Consider the following 17,973-nt stretch of genomic DNA (forward strand, 5'->3'; position numbering starts at 1 on the left):
GCCCGTTTCCAAGGCAATAACCACCCGCCGAAGTCGGATTTAAAACGGCCTCAAAAATTATAAGACGACTGGTCATATTATTTGACCCATGGCCCGCACCGCAGACAAAACCGACATCCCCAACCGCCTGACCGAAGCGGGTTACGCCCTCTTCAACCAGCTGGGTTACAACGCCACGGGCATCCAGCAGATCACGGACAAGGCCGGCGTACCGAAGGGTTCGTTCTACAACCACTTCGACAGCAAGGAAGCCTTCGCCGCGCAGATCATCCGCAACTACGGCGCCTGGGTTGACCGGGCCTGGGACACCGCCATGCGCGACGCCCCGCCCGAGCCGACCGCGGCCATGCGCCACCTGTTTGGCAGCTTCATCCGTCACCACGAGAACACCGGCCTGCAAGGCTGCCTGGTGGGCAACTTCGCCGCCGAGATGGCCGAGTCCAGCGCCACCTGTCGCGCCGTGCTGTGCAGCGTGATGGCGACCTGGCGCGAACAACTGGCGGCCTTGATCGCCCAGGCCCAGCAACAAGGCCTGGTCCGCACCGACCTGCCGCCCGCCACCTTGTCGAGCTTCTTCTGGGACGCCTGGGAGGGTGCCGTGCTGCGCATGAAGGTCGAGCACAGCACGCAGCCCTTGAAAGACGTCGTCGATCTGATGCTCGACAAGTTCCTCAAGCCCTGACGCGCCCAACATCCTCCACACCGTTTTTCACCGCCGCTATTCAGCGCCGTCATTCATCGCCGATCTCCGGCGCCCTCACCCACCGACGCAACCCTGGAGTCATTCAATGGGATCCCAAGACGCACTCTTTCAGCCCTTCCAACTGGGCGACATCACCCTGGCCAACCGCATGGTGATGGCCCCCCTGACACGCAGCCGCGCCGAAAAGGGCAATGTGCCTGGCCCGCTGACCGTCGAGTACTACGCCCAGCGCGCCAGCATCGGCCTGATCATTGCCGAAGCCACGCAGGTGTCGGCCACGGCCCAGGGCTACCCCTCCACCCCCGGCCTGCACACGCCTGAACAAGTGGCCGGCTGGCGCAAGGTGACGGACGCCGTACACGCCAAGGGCGGCAAGATCTTCGTGCAGCTGTGGCACACCGGCCGCATGTCGCACACCGCGTATCAGCCTGGCGAACAAGCGCCTGTGGCACCTTCGGCCATCGCGGCCAAGGCCAAGACCTTCGTGCCCGGTCAAGGCATGGTCGACACCTCGGTGCCCCGCGCCCTGGAGACCGCTGAAATCGCCGGCATCGTCAAGGACTTCGCCACGGCTGCACGCAACGCCATCGATGCCGGTTTTGACGGCGTCGAGATCCACGGCGCCCACGGCTACCTGCTGGACGCCTTCCTGCGCGACGGCTCGAACAAGCGCACCGACATCTATGGCGGCAGCATCGAAAACCGCGCCCGCTTCCTGCTGGAAGTGATGGCCGCCGTGACCGCCGAGATCGGTGCCAACAAGGTCGGCATCCGCCTGTCGCCGGTGTCACCGGTCAACGACTCCAGCGAAAGCAAGCCGCAGCCGCTGTTCGAATACGTGGTGCGCGAGCTGGAAAAGCTGCACCCCGTGTACATCCACGTGGTGGAAGGCCACACCGGCGGCCCGCGTGACAACGCCCCGTTCGACTACGAGGCCCTGCACAAGCTCTACAGCGGCGTGTGGATGGTCAACAACGGCTACACCAAGGACATGGCGCAAGAGGCCATCACCAGCGGCAAGGGTGACCTGGTCTCTTTCGGCCGCCTGACGATCAGCAACCCTGACCTGCCCCGCCGCCTGCAAGAGAACGCACCGCTCAACGAACTGTTCACCGACACAGGCCTGTACGGCGGTACCGGTGCACACGGCTACACGGACTACCCTGCCCTGGCTGCCTGAGGCGGCTGTGCCGCAAGCGCCACCGAGCGCTTGATCCGGCTCCATCGCGCAAGCTGAGGATGGCCAAAACGCCATCCATTTAAGCTGGCCCGGCCCATTTTTGGAATTGACAAGGATTGTTGTCAATACCAGAATGGCCGGGCCTTTTTTCATGGGCAACGCTGTTCACAACGATCCATTAGGAGACACCAGACATGACCATCGCCAACACCGCCGTGCTGATTGCAGCCGTGATGCCCGTCCTCACCATGGGCATTGCCAAGGCGGCCTCCGCCGGCAAGAAGCGCAGCCAGGGCGGCTACGACAACAACGACCCACGTGGCTGGGCCGCCAAGCAGGAAGGCTGGAAGGCCCGCGCCGCCGCCGCCCAGAACAATGGTTTCGAGGCCCTGCCGCTGTTCGTGTTTGGCGTGCTGGCGGCACAAGCGGCCGGCCTGGATCAGGCCCGCACCGACCATCTGGCCCTGGCCTTCATCGGCCTGCGCATCGTCTACACGGCGCTGTACTTCGCCAACATCGCCCCGCTGCGCTCGCTGGTGTGGGGTGGCGCGCTGGCGGCCAACATCGCCATGTTCGCCCCCACGCTGAGCAACCTGTTCTAAGCGACTTGGGCTGCAGCCGAGGCGGCCTGCTCCGCCTCGGTCTCATCACCGGCTGCGGCGGGGCTCAGGCACCCCATGTGGATCAAACTGGCCCGCACGGCCTCGTCCAGTGGCGTGTGGGGCTCGTGCCCGATCAGGCTGCGCAACTTGCGGTTGTCCAGCCGCAGCGGCACCCGCCACAAGTAGCGCATCTCGAGGATCTCTCTGAACAGGGGCACCACGGGCGAAGCAACCTGGAGCACCCACCAGGGCAGGCGCTTGATGGGCAAGTCAGGCTGGCCGGACACGTGCCGAATGGCGTGCGCGATCTCGTCACCGGCTTCGAGCCAGTGCCCCTCGAAATGCGCGACCTCGCTGGTGGCCAGGCGCTGCGGCTCGCGTTGATCCAGCGCCAGCAACAAGGCCACGGCTTGGGTCACGTCAGGCAGATAGGCCCAACTGTGGCCGACACCGGGTGCACCCGGGTACACGACCTGCCGCAAAGGCCGGCCAGGCTTGACCACGATGTTGCCGAACCACGAGGCCGGCGAATGCCCCCCGAAAAAATCACCCGCGCGGATCACGAGTGAACGCACCGGCCTGGCATGGTCGCGGCCCGCCGCATGCAGCATCTGCTCCATTTCCACGCGCACGGCGCCTTTGCTGGTCAAGGGGTGTTGCGGCGAGGCCTCCCCCAGCAGATGACCCGCATCGGGACCAAAGTTGTAGATGTTGCCCGGCAGCACCACCCGGGCACCCACCTCGCGGGCCGCAGCCACGCTGTTGGCCAGCATGGGCAGCGCCAGTTCCCGCCAGCGTTGGTAACGGGGCGGATTGGCGGCGTGCACGATCACGCAGGCGCCTTGCGCAGCTTGCAGCACATCGGCCGCCACACTGGCATCACCCAGGTGCCACTGCACGGCCTCCAGGCCACACCACGCAGACGAGCCCGAGCGCACACGCGACGCCATGTCTGCATGCCGGGTCAGAGCGTGAACCGCCCAGCCCTGGGCCAGCAGCGTGCGGGCCATCTGTGCACCAAAGCCCCCTGTCGCCCCCACGATCAAGGCACAAGGCTGGGCAGAAGCCCTTGCGCTGGCTGCGCTTGTGGTCAAGCTCATGATGGGCTCCTCAATGTCTGAATAGGTTCATCCTAGGTGGGGCAAGACCATTCAGCAATTGCATAGCCATGCATACCAGCTATACATTCATGCATGACCTCATCCAACATCGACTGGAACCTCTACTGCGCCTTCCTCGCCGTCATGCGCGAAGGCAGCTTGTCTGCGGCGGCGCGCACCCTGGGTACGACGCAGCCCAGCGTCGGCCGGCATGTGGCGGCACTGGAGGGCGCATTGGGCATCGCCTTGTTCACACGCGGGCCCAACGGGCTCAAGCCCACTGCCGCTGCGCTGGCCATCCAGGCATCGGCTCAGGCCATGGACGCTGCCGCCCAGCACGCGCAACGTGTGGCCTCCGGCGCCGAGCAGGACGAGCGCGGCACAGTCCGCCTCACCGCCAGCCACATGATGGGCGGTGAAGTCCTGCCTGAACTCCTGAGCCGCTTCCAGGCCCGCCACCCGATGGTCACCATTGAGCTGGTGCTCAATGACAAGATGGACGACCTGCTCCAACGCGAGGCCGACATCGCCGTGCGCATGGCCCGCCCGACTCAAAAGGCCTTGATCGCCAGGCGCCTGGGCCGCGTCGACATCGGCCTGTATGCGCACCAGCGCTATGTTCAACGCAGGGGCCTGCCCCGCACCCTGGCCGACATGGCCCAGCACGCCCTGATCGGGCCCGACAAGGGCACCGTCGCCATGCGGCTGGCGCAACAACATGGCGTGGCGCTGTCACGCGAAATGTTCAGCTTTCGTTGTGACAACGACCTGGCCTTGCTCGCCGCCCTGCGCGCCGGCCTGGGCATCGGCGGAAGCCAGATCGGCATCGCCCGGCGCGACCCTGAACTGCTGCCCGTGCTGCCCGACCAGCTCACCTTCAGCCTGGACATGTGGCTGGCCACACACGGCGATCTGCGGCACAACAAGCCGGTGATGACCCTGTTTCGCTACCTCACGCAGGAGCTCGGCGCCTATGCTCTGTCCAGTCAACGAACTGGGCGGGAAGCGGCGGCATGATCGCATCGAGGCGCCCCCGTAACGGGTATAAGCTCAGCCCCAATCACCTCAGACATTGCATCAGGAGTCCGCATTGAGCCATCGCCCTCTCACCCTCGAAGAAGCCCGCGTCCTGGCCGTGCTGGTGGAGAAGCAGCACACCGTGCCGGACAGCTACCCCTTGTCGCTCAACGCCCTGACGCTGGGCTGCAACCAGAAGACGGCACGCGAGCCCGTCATGCAACTCAGTGAAGCGGACGCGCTGCAGGCCATCAATGGCCTCAAGGAGCTCAGCCTGGTCACCGAGGTCAGCGGCAGCCGCGTGGTGCGCTTTGACCACAACGCGGCGCGGGGCCTGGGTGTGCCCAGCCAATCCGTCGCCCTGCTGACCATGCTGGTGCTGCGCGGACCGCAAACCTCAGCCGAGTTGCGCCTGCACACCGAGCGCCTGCACCGCTTTGCAGACGTGTCCTCGGTTGAAGGCTTCCTGGAAGAGCTGGCGGAAAAGCAGCCAGCCCGGGTGATCAAGCTGCCGCGCGGCCCGGGCGAGCGTGAAAGCCGGTGGGCGCACCTCTTGTGCGGGGAGGCGCAGATCCCGGTGATGGCGGCTTCGGCGTCGTACAGCGCAGCGCCTGCGGCGCGTGATGACGAGCTGGCCGCACTGAAGGCCGAGCAGGCGCGCATGGCCACCGAGTTGAACGCGCTGAAGGCGCTCGTGCAGCGCATGGCCGCCGAACTCGGTATCGACCCGCAAGCCTGAGGCGCCTCAGCCCCCGAGCACCACGCCCACGGCCACCAGCACCGGTGTCAGCAGGTTGACGACCACGTTCATGCCCATGAAAGGCAGCAGCGCGGGGGTGTCTTCGGCATGCTGCCGCGCACCGCGCACCACGTTCAAGGCCAGGGGCAGCGTCAACAGCCCCAGCAAGGCGGATGCAGGCAGACCCAGCTGCCAAACGGCCAGCAACAAGGCGCCATAGGCCAGCCCGTACTGCATCAGCAACACGGGCCAGCAGCGGGTCTTGCCCAGCAGCATGGGCAAGGTCAGGCGCCCTACCCGCCGGTCCGCATCCACATCAGGGAACTGGTTGAGCAGCAGCAGGTTGTTGACCAGGCCGAAGGGCAGCAAGGCCATGAGGGCAACAGGCAGCCCCCAATGGCCCAGCAGCACGGCGGACGTGCCCAGCATCATCAAAGGGCCGAAGCCCAGGCCAGGGGCCATCAGGCACAACCAGGGGTGCCGCGTGACCCAGGGCGTGTAGGCCACCACCAGCAGCACGCCCACCAGCCCGACCGGCATCAAGGCGGGCAACGCAGCCGGTTGGCGCCACAGGAAGTACAAGCCCGTGACCATGGCAAGCCCCAGGCTCGCACAGCCCATCCACAAGGCGGTCTGAGCCAGCTCGGGGCGTGCCGGCAGCACACCGCTGCCCCCGCTGAACGGCGTGCGCTGCGTCAAGGCATCCAGGCCAGATTTGAAATCCACGTATTCATTGAGTGCATTGACGCTCACGTGTGCGGCCAAGGCGCCCAGCACCGCCAGCAAGGCGTCCGGCCAGGCCAGGATGCCGCCTGACTGGCGAACCAGCCACCAGCAGCAGGCCACGCCCAGCGCCATGCATGCGGGCGTCAGCAACAAAAAAGGAACGCGCGCCGGGCCCCACCAGGGCTGCTGCTCAGGCATGCCTCAACCCTCTTGCGCGCCGACCTGCCAGAGCTTCTTCCAGCCATCCAGGCCCAGCTTGCGCAAGGTCTGGATGTTGGTCTCATAGATGTCAGCCGCATCGGGAATGGCAGCCACGGCCTGCTCCAGGCTGCTTTCGCGGATCAGGTGCAGCGTCGGGTATGGCGAGCGGTTGCTGTAGTTCTCGATGTCATCGGGCTCGGTGCCATCGAACTGGTAGTCCGGATGGAAACTGGCCACCTGGAGGACACCGTCCAGCCCCATGTCTTCCACGGCCGCATCCACCACATCCAGGAAGTCGTTGAAATCCATGAAATCGGTGAGAGCCGCCGGGTGTACCAGCAGGGTCGTGTCGATCTCCTCGGGGTCGGCATCACGCAGGATGCTGAGCTCGGCCACCAGGTCCTCCAGCAGCTCTTCGGGCGAGGTGGCGTCCGACACGCGGTAGCGGATCTGATTCTTGACGTGCACGGCCTTGGCAAAGGGGCACAGGTTCAAACCGATGACCGCGCGGGTCAGCCAGGTTTGCGTCTCGGTGGTGATGGTGTCGTGGTCGAGGCTCATGGTGGCATTGTCACCTGATTGATCCCCCTGGCGCAGCAGCACGCCTGCGGATCAGTAGAGAATACGCCGGCGCGCACGCTTCGTGCTTTCATCACAGGCCCAGCGGCCAGCCTCCCCTCCACCATTTTTCAGCAGATGTCCCAGCCCGTCAGCCTGCACCAGCTCGTTCAACAGTTTGCCCACCCGGGCCGCCTGGATGCCATTTTCCTGAGACCCGGCCGGCGCGAGCCCGTGGTGGCCGTGCAGCAGGCGCAAGCCCTGCTTGACCGGGGTTTGTCCGGCGACCGCGCCGCTGAAAAAACACCGTGGCGCCCGGGCGGCAACAAGCGCCAGGTCACCCTGATCCAGGCCGAGCACCTGCCGGCCATCGCGGCGTTCTCCAAGCAGGCGCAGGTCGACCCGGCCTGGCTGAGGCGCAACCTGCTGGTGTCGGGCCTGAACCTGCTGGCCACCAAGGCCATATTCAAGGATGAACCCATGATCGTGCGTATCGGGCCGGACGTGGTGCTGGAGATCACCGGCCCCTGCGAGCCCTGTTCGCGCATGGAAGAGATCCTGGGCGTGGGCGGCTACAACGCCATGCGTGGCCACGGCGGCATGACCGCGCGCGTGCTGAGTGGCGGCATGCTGCAGGTGGGCGACGCCATCACCTGCCTGCCCGCCCAGGCGCCAGCCGGAGCAGGCGCATGAGCTGGCACGGGCACCTGAATCTGGACTACCGCCTGGACGGCGAACGCACCATCGCCCACGACCGACATGACGGGCCGCTGCGCGTGCTGCAGCGGCTCTACCCTGAGGGAGACCGTGTCTGCCACCATGTGCTGGTGCACCCGCCTGGCGGCCTGGTGGGCGGCGATGTGCTGGACATCAGCATGCAATTGCAAACCGGCAGCCATGCGCTGATCACCACACCCGGTGCCACGCGCTTTTACAAGAGCACCGGTGCCGAAGCAGTGCAAAGCCTGGTCGCCAAGGTGGCCGATGGTGCCCGGCTGGAATGGCTGCCGCTGGAGACCTTGGCCTACCGTTCGTGCAGGGCCACCAACCGCATGCGCTTCGAGCTGGCACCCGGCGCCGAAATGATGGGCTGGGATGTGCTGGCACTGGGCCTGCCGGCCGCGGGTGAAGCCTTTGATGACGCCGCTCACCAGCAAGGCCACTTCACGCAGGAAATCGAGCTGCCCGGCGTCTGGCTGGAGCGAGGCACCGTGCGGGCCAGCGATGCCCGCTTGCTCGACAGCCCGCTGGGGTGGGCGGGCCAACGCGTCATGGCCACCATGTGGCTGGCCTGCGGCTCACCCATGTCGCGTGAACGGCGTGAGGCCTTGCTGGAGTCGGCCCGGACCATCCAGTTGGCACACCCCTTGTCTGCCAGGGCCGGCAGCACCAGCCCGCATGACGAGGTCGTGATCCTGCGGGTACTGGCAGACCATGTGGAGCCGGCCATGAACCTGTTGACGCAGGTTTGGGCGCAATGGCGTCAGACCGCCTGGAACATGGCGCCTTGCGCGCCGCGTGTCTGGCGAACCTGAAGATGACGAGGGCTGAGCAAGCCGCTCAGTGCGCAGCGGCCGCGTCGGCCTTCTCGGGGTGCCAGTCGACGCACTGCACCTGGTTGCGCCCGGCTTCCTTGGCCAGGTAGAGCCCCTGGTCGGCACGCTCGATCAGCAAGAGCGCCGTGTTGGCGTTGCCCTTGCCGAACTGCGCCACGCCGAAGCTGGACGTGATACGCAGATTCGGCACCGCATCCACCGCAGGGCCGGCTTCGCGCTGCAAGGTGTCGCGGATGCGATCGGCCAGTTCGGCCGCAGCCTTCTCGTCCATGCCGGGCATGAAGGCGCAGAACTCCTCGCCACCAAAGCGGCACAGCACGTCCTCGGGCCGCATGGCCGCCTTGAGGATCCTGGCCACCTGCTGGATCACCAGATCCCCCACGGCGTGACCATAGGTGTCATTGAAGGACTTGAACTTGTCGATGTCCGTCATGAAGCAGCTCAAGGGCTCGCCGGTCTTCTGCGCGTGGACCAGCATGGGCTCGGCTCGCGCAAAGAAAGCGCGGCGGTTGAAACAACCCGTCATCGGGTCGCAGTTGGCCAGCAACTGCAGCTCTTCGTTCTGCTTCTGGATCTTGTCGCGCGACAACTCCAGCTCCGCCAGGGCCGAGCGCAGGCGGTTGTTGGCCATGTCCAGCTCGGTCACATCATCCAGCGTCACAAGACAACCGCGAGCGTTGCCAGCTGCATCGCGTACGGCGGCGCAGTTGAGCAAGGCTCGGCGAGATTCGCCACCTTCATGCGTGAGGTCGACCTGCACCCCCAGAATGGGTTCGGTGGTGGTCAACGCGCGCTCCCAGGGGTACTGCGCGTCCACTTCCTTGAGGCCCTTGATCAGCCAGTCCAGTTGCGTGATGCCACGACCCAGCAACACGCCACCTGCCTGAGGATGGAAGCCCCGAAACGCCGAATTGGCCATCAGGATCTGGCCATCAATGTCCAGCACCAGCAGGCCTTCGGTCAAGGTATCGAAGGCGATGCGCACCCGCTCGGGAATCGCTTTGGATGGGTCCAGATGCTGCAGCACGCGCCGCAGATAGAGGTAGAACGCGATGAAGGACGCGGTGCTCAGCGAGATCACCAGCTGCACAGTCGGGTTATTCAACCACCCCATCAACGATGAGGGCCAGGGCGAACGGAAGCCGACCTCCAGCTGCCCCCAGCGCTTGTCACCCGCGTGCAGCGGGACGACCACGGCGTTCAGCGTGGAGGCTCCCAGAGGCGGTGGTTCCCAGGTTTTTTCATGCTGAGGCGAGGCGGCGAACAGATTGCCCGAGTCACGGCGAACAGCCAGCGATGTGATGTCGCCGCTTTGCTCGACCAGCTCGGTCAACACCGCCTGCAAGTGCGAGGCGTCCTGATTCTCGTTGAGCGTGCGGCGAACCTGAACCGCCAGGTGCACGGCGACCTGCTCGCGCACCTCCATGGTCATGGCGCGCTTGTCCGGCAGGATCTTGAGCGCCAGGTCCAGGATCATCAGCAAGCCCAGCAGCATGGACACCAGGCCCATGCTGATGCGCACCGTGGGGCTCAAGGACCAGCGCTTGCTGGCCGACACCATCATGGCTTTTCCTTCGGCCATGCAAGCGCCTCGCCGTGATCCACTGGCTCAGCGCACGCTGGCCAGACGCACGCCACCAACGGGCAGCGGTGCTGCCTTGGGTGTGGCAGGCCGGCCTGCATCGGCCATGACGGGCCGAGGCGAGCTGATCACGTCCTGACGCGCCAGCGAAGGCATGTGCACGGTCATGGCCATCACGGTGTAAGGGCGGGACAAGGGCTTTCTGGTGGCGACGGGCACCGGCGCGTCGCCCACCAACCAGTGCCTGCCGGGCGAGGTCTTGCCCAGTTCGGCCATGGCGAGCTTCAAGGTGGATGAGACGAAGCGGTGAGGCTGCGCAGATGCGGGCGCGGCGTGTGCCAGCGCGCGCGTCAGTGGCGCAGACACCGTGACCACACCCGGGCGCGGCGGCTCGACGGTCTGCGGCCAGCGCGCTGGCGCCACCTGGCCAGCAGCGGAAGGCGGGGGCAGCACGCCGGGGGCGCCGGAAGGGGCAGGATCGGCCGCGCCAAAGGCGATGCGACACCGCACCCCTGATGGAATGCGGTTACCAGGATTGGGCAGGCTCAGGCGCACGCGGAAGCTGTTGGAGGCCGGGTCGATCACGCGGTCAACCAGCGTCACCTTGGCCGACAGCACCGCGTAATCCGGCAGATCGGTCTTGACGGTTGCGACCTGGCCAGCCGCGATGGTGCCGAACTGCACCGCCGGCACGATGGCTTCAATGCGCAAGGGGTCGATGCGGGCCACGCGCACCACAGGCTCGCGCTCGATGCGCTCGCCCTCGGTGCGGTAGCGCTCCACCACCAGGCCCGCGAAGGGGCTGCGCACCTCGCGCTGGCTCAATTGGGCACTGGAGAGCTGAAACTCGCGCTGCGCCACGCGCTGGGTCTCGCGGGCTTGCTCCACGCGCTGCTCGGCCACGCGCGCCTCGGCTTCGGCCTGGTCCAGCGCCTGGTCGGACACAAAGTCCCGCCTCACCAGGTCCTTGGTACGCTCCAGCTTGCGGCGGGCCAGCTCATAGGCGGCCGCGGCCTGCTGGGTCTCGGCATCTGCCTTGGCCTTGGCCTCGGCCACCGACAGGGAGGCACGCTCGACCTGGGCACTCAGGCGCGCCACCAGTTGCCCGGCGGCCACCACATCACCACGCTCGACATGCAGCTTCTCGATCACACCGGTGGATTGGCTGCCCACATCGGCGACACGGTCCGGTTCGATCAGGCAGCCCAACATGTCAGCATGGCTGCACCCCCACCAGCTCAGGCCGGTGGCGGTGATCACGCTCAAAGCTTTCTTGTTCACTTGGATGCTCCTGCTCGAGCACAAATGGTCGATGGCGACGATATTTGTGCACGTAAACAGGATGATCGGCGTGCATCGGATCGCGTGATCCGTGAATAAGCCACGCCTGTCAGGCCCAATCTTCCCGGCCGGCCATGGCCAGATGTCGGGCCATCAGGGATTCGGTGAGCAACATGTTCCAACGGCGCCGACGGGATCGCGCCTCTGCCTCCATCTGGGCCTGCTCACAAAGCCATTGCCGCAAGGGCGCGCCCCCCAGACCGGCCCGCACCACGCGCGCTGCCAGACCCAGCCAGCCAGAGCCGGCCCACTCGCGCCAGCAATGGTCTTCCCAGCTGAGGATGGTTTCGCAGCTGCCCGGCAGGCCCTGACGTGCACAGCGGCCAATCAGCTGCCGGTCAATGCGCCGGGACCGGTTCAGGTTGGTGTTGATCACGTGCAGCCCTCCGTTGGCAATGGCCTCGTCGGACAGGTGCACGTCCGTGCCCCGCCCCGCCATGTGCGTGGCCACAGTGATGCGCCCAGCCTGCCCGGCCTGGGCCACCACGCTTTGCTCCTGCTGCCCCAGGGCCTCGTCCTGACGGGCATTGAGCATCTGGTGAGGCACGCCCATCAGCATCAAGGCACGTGACACGGCGTCGGAGTCCGCCACCGAATCCGTCCCGATGAGCACAGGCCGCCCACGCATGGACTGCGCACGCGCGCGCTCGACCACCAAGGCCCACTTCTGGGCGGCCATGTCCACGATCCGGATGCCCAGCATCTCCCGGCGCGAAGGCACGCGCAAGGGCACCTTGCAGGTCGGCAGGCCATACACGCGCAGCATCTCGGCGCGGTCTTCATACAGCGTGCCGCTCAAGCCGGCCAGGCGCAAATAGCGCGGGAAGAAGGACTGGTAGCTCGTCTGCGTGAGCGTTTCGTTTTCCGGCTGAGGGGGCACGCCTTCCTTGATGGCGATCATCTGGTGCAGCCCTCGGGACCAAGATCGGCCTACCGCCAGCCGCCCTGTGGTGTCATCGATGATGTGGATGGCCTCGTCGCGCACCAGGTAGTGCACGTCCTTGCGGAACACATGCAGGGCCTGCAGCGCGCAAATCACCTGCTCATGCCGATAGCGCCGCCAGCGCCAGGGTCCCTGCAGGCTGTCACCCAGCTGGTCCAGCTGCTGCTGGCCCGCGTCCGTCAGGCGCACCTGCATGTCCGCCGAGCAGACATAGTCCACATCGGCCTGGAGCTTGCGCGCCAGAAACAAGGAGAGCCGGTAGCGTTGATCGGCCTCACGGACATCCGCCGCACGCGCCAGGATCAAAGGGGTGCAGGCCTCGTCGATCAGGATGCTGTCGGCCTCGTCCACCACGGCCATGCACAGCCCGCGCAGCACCATGGCGTCCAGGTCACCGACGGTGCGCGCGGCACGGTCGCGCAGGTGGTCGAAAGCCACCTCCTTGGCCGTCACGTGCACCACATCCGCCAGGTAGGCTTGCTTGCGCTCGGCCGGCGTGCTGGATGCCGTCACATAAGCCACCCTCAGGCCCAGTGCCGTGTAAATGGGCTCCAGCTGTTCTGCATCACGGCGCGCCAGGTAGTCATTGGCCGTCAACACATGCACAGGAATGCCCGCCATGGCCGCCGTGGCTGCGGTCAACAGCACGGTCAAGGTCTTGCCCTCGCCCGTTGCCATCTCGGCCAGGCGTTGGCCCAGCATCCACCAGCCGGCCAGCAATTGCACGTCGTGCAACTCGAAGCCCAGCTGCTCGTGCACCACCAGCGTCAACAGGCCAAAACACCTGGCGCTCAAGGCTTCGGTCAGGCCCTTGCTGCCCAGGCTCACGCGCAAGGTCTGCAGTGCATGAGCCCTGGCCAATGCCGGCATGCTGGCCCACTCCTTGCGGGCCAGGCGAACGTCGCGCAGGAATCGCTGGTTACGCGTGGCCGTCGGATGGGGCGCCGCCACCCACCATGCCTGCAACCAGGCCAGCATCGGGCTGCGCGAACGTGAAGGCAGATCCTGCAAGGGATACGCGCCGTGCACAGGCCCAGGGCGAGGCACCACGGCCCCGGTCTCCATCCGATCAGACCAGGTGCCCGGTGCCGTGGATCGGGGCAAGGCCTTCATGCCCCACCCTGCACATCCGAAAAGTGCTTGAGGAAGAGTTGCCGGGCCCTGATCGCCCAGGTCTGCAGCAAGGGACGGGGCACCAGTTCCAGCTTGACCTTGGCCAGGCCACCTGCACGCGGAATATGCTCATTGAGCACCACGTCCATGGCGAACGTGGGCTCGGCCGGTTTGAGGCTGTCTGCATCGGTGGGGTCCGTGGGCACCGGCCCGCCCACCTTGTTGCCCAAGGCTGGCGAAGGCAGGCGCTCCACGGCCGCTGGCGTCTGGCCCAATGGCTTCGCCACGAGGGTCTTGCCCGGGCGCTCGCGCAGCATCACCTCCACGCGCTTGAGGCGTTCACGCACATCGTCGATGTCGCGCTGCGAGATCACGACACGCACAACCGTGGGCGCATCCGACATCACATAGGCGAGCAACTGCCCTCGGCTGACCTGACGCTGATCCAGGTCCTCCTGGCGTGACAACACGAACTCGCCTGGCTGCACCGCACGCAACACCTGGTTGGCCAGATCCTCGTCGATCTTGCCCAGTTGGGCGTAGTCACGGGCCAAGGCCTGCTGGGCATTGCTCACCTTGAGCGGCTCGGCCCCGAAGGCCGCATTCAGCTCGGCACGCGACCCGTCGATCTGCGCCATCAGGATGGCGCGTTGCGTGAGCAGCACCGGGTCACGCAGCCGGATCAGCGCCTGCCCCGGCATGACGCGTTGACCGCTTTGCACCAGCACCGCCTCGACTTCGGCGTCGCTGGTGGCCCGAACCTGTGCATCAGGCGGCAGCCAGACCACACCATCGGCCACCACGGAGGAAGGCACGGGCACCAGCGCCAGCATGGCCATGGCGCCTGCGGTCATCAGCACGCCACCCCAGGCCGCCTGCAGCCGGACCGACTCGAACCCCGGCGCTTGCTGCAGGCTGCTCACCCATTGGCGACACGGTTGCAGCACCAGGCTCCAGATCATCCAGGCCAGGATGCCCAGGCCCATCCACGAAGCCTTGTCCGCCGCCCAGCCCACCATCACGGCGCTGACCATCAGGCGATAGCCCCATGAGGCCGGCGCATACAGCTGCAACAGCCAGCGCGACAAGCGGTCGCTTTCCGAGTGCCCCTGGTGCTCATGCGGCATGCGCAACACCCATGCCACCACACGCAGCCACCACTGCTCATTGGCGCGGGTGCTGCGCTGGGCCAGGTTGGGCAGATCGAGCATGTCGCAGGCCACGAAATAGCCATCGAACTTCATGAGCGGGTTGCCATTGAACAGCAGGGTGGACAAGCCGCCCAGCGTCATCAGGGTGAAGGCCAGTTCGCGCACCACGCCGTCCTCCACCACCAGCCACAAGCCCAGCCCCACGGCCGCCAGCGTCGTCTCCACCATGATGCCGGCGGCCGCCACGAGAGCGCGCTGCACACGGCTGGTCAGCCGGTTCGATGCCGAAGCATCCACATAAGGCATGGGCACGAGCATGAAGAAGTTGACGCCGACTTCGGGCACCTCGCAGCCGAAGCGCCGCAACATCAAGGCGTGCCCCAGTTCATGCACGCCCTTCATCAGGGGATACATGACCCACACCGTGGCCAGAAAACGGGGCGTCAGAAAGTGGACATGGCCATAAACAGCAAGCTCAGGCCAGTTGAACCAGGCCCCCAGCAAGGCGACGATGGCCAGGGCCACCCAGGCCGCAAAGGCCGTGGGCGTGAACAAGCCGCGCACATGCGGAAACAGCTGCTCCAGCATGGCCGAAGGGTTGAACAAGCCCAGCCTGAAAGACAGCGGATTGAGCTTGGCGCGCCTTTCGCGGCGCAAGCGTTCCTCGCCCATGTCCATCAGCTGGCGGACATCGGGGGTGACTTCAGCCTGCACCAGGCCCGCGTCCGTCAGTTGCCCCAGGATGCGGATGACGTCGTGCTGCGAAGGGGCTTCATCGCCCTGTTGTTGCAGCAGCGACTGCCAGATTTCGTCCACCGTGAACCGGCCGTCCAGGCGCCCGACCAGCTCGAACGCCTGGGCGTTGACACGGTGATAGCGCCCGGTAACCTGGTTGTGCAGCACATACCAGGCCTGCCCGCGGGTGCTCTGCATGCGCACATTGACGTGCGCGCGCAAGCGCGGGTGCAGCTTCGCGATGCGGTACCAGTAGGGCGACAGCAAGGCTTCCTGCATGGCCTGCGTTCAAAGGAAAGTCCAGGCCTGCATGCTCAGCCATTGCCAGGCGCGGTCTGCTGCACGCCACAGCAAGGGCCTGGGCGGCATGTCGATGCGGGCCACACCCTGCAGACCAGGGCGCAGGCCCTTTGCGCCGGCGCCAGCCCCCGTGGGCAGGGCCTCGATCTCATAGCGCACACCGTTGGGCGTGGACCTCGCCACAGGCGTCACGCGGTTGAGCATCAAACCAATGGTCTGATCGGGCATGGCCGCCAGACGCAGGCGTGCCATCTGCCCCTTGCTCAGGCTCGCGATGTCGCTCTCATCAATGTCCAGCACCACGCGCCAATCGAGGCCGGGCGCCAGCGTCAACAGGTTGTCGCCACGCTTGACCGGCGCACCCAGCTGCTGACGAAGGTCCCCGGCAATGACCACGCCATCGAAAGGCGACACGATCTTCAGGCGCGCAATCTGCTGCTCGATGAGCGACATCTGCGCCCTCGCCTCGTTCAGCTTGGATTGCGCCATGACGGCCTGGGCGCGGTCGCCCCGTGCAAAGGCCTCGGCAAAGGCGTTCTCGTGCTGGGCGGCCTCGGCGGCACGGGCACGCAAGCTGCTCTGCAACTCGTCGTCGGACATCTCGGCCAGCACCTGGCCCGCCTTGACCACATCACCCGCATGCACATGCGCCTCGCGCAAGTAGCCATCTTGCGGCGCGCTCATCACACGCTGCACGGCCCCTTCCAGGCGCGCCGTGGCGGTGACCTGATAAGGCAGCGGCAAGCCAATGCCGAAAGACATGATGCCGAAGAAGGCCAGCACGGACCAACGCAAAGGCCGCTCACGCGGGTCGGCCAGACGCAGCCGCAGCGACTCCACCCAGCCGCGCCCCCGCTCGTACCAGGGCTGCTCCAGCCGGTAGCGCAGGCTCAGGGCCGGCGCCATGAGCTCGGCCAGCCGCGTCAGCCAGGCCAGGTCTTCGTTACTGAACACCTTGGCCGCCTGCTGCTGCCCGAAGGAGATCGGGCGCAGGGAATCGACCTGCGTGGTGCGCTCCAGCGTCAAGGTGCCCATGATCACGCCGTCTTGCGCCAGAGGCACCGTGACCAGGCCCGACAGCCCCTGCACCCGGCTTAAAGTCTGGTGCGCCATGGTGATGGCACTGGTGGGATCTGCGCCCTGCAGCAAAGGCCAGCTCAGCATCTTCTGCTGGTGCGCAGCCTCCAGCATGGCCTGGTGCAACTCCGGCAAGGCCACGCCCTCTTCCAGCAACACGCCATCGGACAGCACCCGCAAGCGCAGCGTCTGCCCGCTGACCCAGCCCAGCGACACGCGATGACATTGCATCTGCTGATTGAGCAAGGTCGCAAACGCCCCGGCGCCGGACGTCCAGTCCTTCTCGGCCAGAAACGCCTGCAGACAAGCGACCGCCGCGGAGTCGTTTGGCGCAAAAACGGGCGGCACCTCTCCCGGCGCCTCGGTGGGCGCCACAGGCGTGGCCGGCTGTTGCTCAGCCGGCTTCGGTCGAGGCGAAACGATGGTGCTCAAGGTGGCGGTCCTGGCTCACACACATGGGGGTGTCGGGCTTTTTAGCCCGGCTTGCCCCTATGATCTGAAAATCTCAAGCGGCCGATACCTTGAAAAACGGAGAAAGTTCACGCCTTGACAGGGATTCGGGTGGGTTCACGGTGGCTGCAAACCAAGATTTCAGGAGTTATTCATGAAGGTATTGCTGATCGACGACCACCCCCTGATCCTTGCCGCGCTGCAATCCGTCATCCAGGGCCTCGGCGACAACGTGACCGTCTCAGCCGCCGACAGCGGGCGTGCCGCCCGGGAAACGCTGCGCACCGACGCCAATTACGACCTGGTCCTGCTGGACCTGCATCTGGGCGACGCCGACGGCTTTGACCTGCTGGGCGAATTGCGCACCAAATACCCTGCCCTGCCTGTGGTCGTGATCTCCGCCTCGGACCGCACCAGCGACGTGATCCGCGCCATCGACATGGGCGCCATGGGCTTTGTGCCCAAGCGTGCCGCCAACGAAACCCTGCTGGACGCCCTGCAACAGGTCATGTCCGGCGGCGTGTACGTGCCCCCCATGAGCATGGGCGCCGACCACCAGCCCCAGCTCAGCGGCTCCCCTCACGTCCAGCAGGTGCAACGCGAGGCCACGGAAGCCTCCTTCCAGACGGTGCCGTCCCTGGTGCAACTGGGCCTCACCCCACGCCAGTCCGACGTGCTCAACCTGCTGCTCAAGGGCCAGCCCAACAAGCTGATCGCCCGCGAACTGGGCCTGTCGGTGGAAACGGTCAAGGACCACGTCGCTGCCGTGCTGCGCGCATTGGGTGTCAGCTCGCGTACCCAGGCGGTGATCGCGGTCAGCCAGATCCTGCAAAAGCAAGGTGGCGGCAACATGGGCACCGCTGCCAACACCTGGCGCACACGCTGATACCGCGCGGAGC

At 66.1% G+C, this 17,973-nt stretch carries 16 protein-coding genes; 8 read left to right on the plus strand and 8 right to left on the minus strand.

Going from position 1 to position 17,973, the window contains the following annotated elements; genetic code table 11:
- Window positions 1–88 precede the first annotated feature (88 nt).
- The 3 genes from JY96_RS02715 (at window position 89) to JY96_RS02725 (ending at window position 2,485) form a co-directional block, all read left to right on the plus strand.
- Window positions 89–682: a TetR/AcrR family transcriptional regulator gene (locus tag JY96_RS02715; RefSeq protein WP_035034739.1), complete on the plus strand. Its 594-nt coding sequence runs from the start codon at window positions 89–91 to the stop codon at window positions 680–682.
- A gap of 106 nt (window positions 683–788) precedes the next feature.
- A complete protein-coding gene (locus JY96_RS02720; protein ID WP_035034741.1) occupies window positions 789–1,883 on the plus strand; it encodes an alkene reductase in 1,095 nt (364 codons plus the stop codon).
- 194 nt (window positions 1,884–2,077) lie between these two features.
- The gene (locus JY96_RS02725; protein WP_035034744.1) at window positions 2,078–2,485 is read left to right on the plus strand and encodes an MAPEG family protein; all 408 of its coding nucleotides are present in this window, start codon (window positions 2,078–2,080) and stop codon (window positions 2,483–2,485) included.
- Here JY96_RS02725 and JY96_RS02730 read toward each other — a convergent pair.
- Window positions 2,482–3,585: an NAD-dependent epimerase/dehydratase family protein gene (locus JY96_RS02730; RefSeq protein WP_052162062.1), complete on the minus strand. Its 1,104-nt coding sequence runs from the start codon at window positions 3,583–3,585 to the stop codon at window positions 2,482–2,484. The genes JY96_RS02725 and JY96_RS02730 overlap by 4 nt on opposite strands.
- A gap of 93 nt (window positions 3,586–3,678) precedes the next feature.
- Between JY96_RS02730 and JY96_RS02735 the strand changes: the two genes are divergently transcribed.
- Window positions 3,679–4,602, plus strand: a complete 924-nt coding sequence (locus tag JY96_RS02735; RefSeq protein WP_035034747.1) for a LysR family transcriptional regulator — start codon at window positions 3,679–3,681, stop codon at window positions 4,600–4,602.
- Window positions 4,603–4,675: 73 nt separating this feature from the next.
- Entirely contained in the window at window positions 4,676–5,341 is a 666-nt protein-coding gene (locus tag JY96_RS02740) for a YceH family protein (protein WP_081960981.1), read from the plus strand.
- Between the two features lie 6 nt (window positions 5,342–5,347).
- Here JY96_RS02740 and JY96_RS02745 read toward each other — a convergent pair whose 3' ends face one another.
- A complete protein-coding gene (locus JY96_RS02745) occupies window positions 5,348–6,265 on the minus strand; it encodes a prenyltransferase (RefSeq protein WP_035034753.1) in 918 nt (305 codons plus the stop codon).
- A 3-nt stretch (window positions 6,266–6,268) separates the two neighbouring features.
- Window positions 6,269–6,829: a DUF1415 domain-containing protein gene (locus JY96_RS02750; RefSeq protein ID WP_035040926.1), complete on the minus strand. Its 561-nt coding sequence runs from the start codon at window positions 6,827–6,829 to the stop codon at window positions 6,269–6,271.
- A gap of 135 nt (window positions 6,830–6,964) precedes the next feature.
- Between JY96_RS02750 and JY96_RS02755 the strand changes: the two genes are divergently transcribed.
- Window positions 6,965–7,519: an MOSC domain-containing protein gene (locus JY96_RS02755; RefSeq protein WP_035034762.1), complete on the plus strand. Its 555-nt coding sequence runs from the start codon at window positions 6,965–6,967 to the stop codon at window positions 7,517–7,519.
- Window positions 7,516–8,361, plus strand: coding sequence for an urease accessory protein UreD (locus tag JY96_RS02760; protein ID WP_035034765.1), 846 nt, complete (start codon window positions 7,516–7,518; stop codon window positions 8,359–8,361). Before JY96_RS02755 ends, JY96_RS02760 begins: the two co-directional genes overlap by 4 nt.
- Before the next feature lie 25 nt (window positions 8,362–8,386).
- Here the strand turns inward: JY96_RS02760 and JY96_RS21885 are convergent, their stop codons facing one another.
- From JY96_RS21885 to JY96_RS02785, 5 genes are all read right to left on the minus strand, one after another.
- Window positions 8,387–9,964 (minus strand): diguanylate cyclase, encoded by a 1,578-nt coding sequence (locus JY96_RS21885; RefSeq protein WP_081960982.1) that lies wholly within the window; start codon window positions 9,962–9,964, stop codon window positions 8,387–8,389.
- Between the two features lie 27 nt (window positions 9,965–9,991).
- Window positions 9,992–11,245, minus strand: a complete 1,254-nt coding sequence (locus JY96_RS21890; protein ID WP_052162064.1) for an efflux RND transporter periplasmic adaptor subunit — start codon at window positions 11,243–11,245, stop codon at window positions 9,992–9,994.
- Between the two features lie 109 nt (window positions 11,246–11,354).
- Window positions 11,355–13,361 carry a DEAD/DEAH box helicase gene (locus JY96_RS02775; protein WP_081960983.1) on the minus strand — a complete coding sequence of 669 codons (2,007 nt, stop codon included), beginning with the start codon at window positions 13,359–13,361 and terminating at the stop codon, window positions 11,355–11,357.
- On the minus strand, window positions 13,358–15,526 hold the full coding sequence (locus JY96_RS02780) for a PqqD family peptide modification chaperone (RefSeq protein WP_035034767.1): 2,169 nt from the start codon (window positions 15,524–15,526) through the stop codon (window positions 13,358–13,360). The genes JY96_RS02775 and JY96_RS02780 overlap by 4 nt, the downstream gene beginning before the upstream one ends.
- A 9-nt stretch (window positions 15,527–15,535) precedes the next feature.
- The gene (locus tag JY96_RS02785) at window positions 15,536–17,056 is read right to left on the minus strand and encodes an efflux RND transporter periplasmic adaptor subunit (protein WP_152606338.1); all 1,521 of its coding nucleotides are present in this window, start codon (window positions 17,054–17,056) and stop codon (window positions 15,536–15,538) included.
- A gap of 172 nt (window positions 17,057–17,228) precedes the next feature.
- Between JY96_RS02785 and JY96_RS02790 the strand changes: the two genes are divergently transcribed.
- Window positions 17,229–17,960 (plus strand): response regulator transcription factor, encoded by a 732-nt coding sequence (locus JY96_RS02790; RefSeq protein ID WP_035034771.1) that lies wholly within the window; start codon window positions 17,229–17,231, stop codon window positions 17,958–17,960.
- The last annotated feature ends 13 nt before the right edge of the window (window positions 17,961–17,973 follow it).

The sequence above is a fragment of the Aquabacterium sp. NJ1 genome, from assembly GCF_000768065.1.
Classification (GTDB): domain Bacteria; phylum Pseudomonadota; class Gammaproteobacteria; order Burkholderiales; family Burkholderiaceae_C; genus Aquabacterium.

Bases quoted from the DNA above. Each gene is read 5' to 3' on its own strand.
- JY96_RS02735 (WP_035034747.1), top strand. From the start codon at position 3,679: ATGACCTCATCCAACATCGACTGGAACCTCTACTGCGCCTTCCTCGCC.
- JY96_RS02790 (WP_035034771.1), top strand. From the start codon at position 17,229: ATGAAGGTATTGCTGATCGACGACCACCCCCTGATCCTTGCCGCGCTG.
- JY96_RS02775 (WP_081960983.1), bottom strand. From the start codon at position 13,361: ATGAAGGCCTTGCCCCGATCCACGGCACCGGGCACCTGGTCTGATCGG.
- JY96_RS21885 (WP_081960982.1), bottom strand. From the start codon at position 9,964: ATGGCCGAAGGAAAAGCCATGATGGTGTCGGCCAGCAAGCGCTGGTCC.
- JY96_RS02730 (WP_052162062.1), bottom strand. From the start codon at position 3,585: ATGAGCTTGACCACAAGCGCAGCCAGCGCAAGGGCTTCTGCCCAGCCT.
- JY96_RS02760 (WP_035034765.1), top strand. From the start codon at position 7,516: ATGAGCTGGCACGGGCACCTGAATCTGGACTACCGCCTGGACGGCGAA.
- JY96_RS02715 (WP_035034739.1), top strand. From the start codon at position 89: ATGGCCCGCACCGCAGACAAAACCGACATCCCCAACCGCCTGACCGAA.
- JY96_RS02750 (WP_035040926.1), bottom strand. From the start codon at position 6,829: ATGAGCCTCGACCACGACACCATCACCACCGAGACGCAAACCTGGCTG.
- JY96_RS02780 (WP_035034767.1), bottom strand. From the start codon at position 15,526: ATGCAGGAAGCCTTGCTGTCGCCCTACTGGTACCGCATCGCGAAGCTG.
- JY96_RS02720 (WP_035034741.1), top strand. From the start codon at position 789: ATGGGATCCCAAGACGCACTCTTTCAGCCCTTCCAACTGGGCGACATC.
- JY96_RS02755 (WP_035034762.1), top strand. From the start codon at position 6,965: ATGTCCCAGCCCGTCAGCCTGCACCAGCTCGTTCAACAGTTTGCCCAC.
- JY96_RS02725 (WP_035034744.1), top strand. From the start codon at position 2,078: ATGACCATCGCCAACACCGCCGTGCTGATTGCAGCCGTGATGCCCGTC.
- JY96_RS02745 (WP_035034753.1), bottom strand. From the start codon at position 6,265: ATGCCTGAGCAGCAGCCCTGGTGGGGCCCGGCGCGCGTTCCTTTTTTG.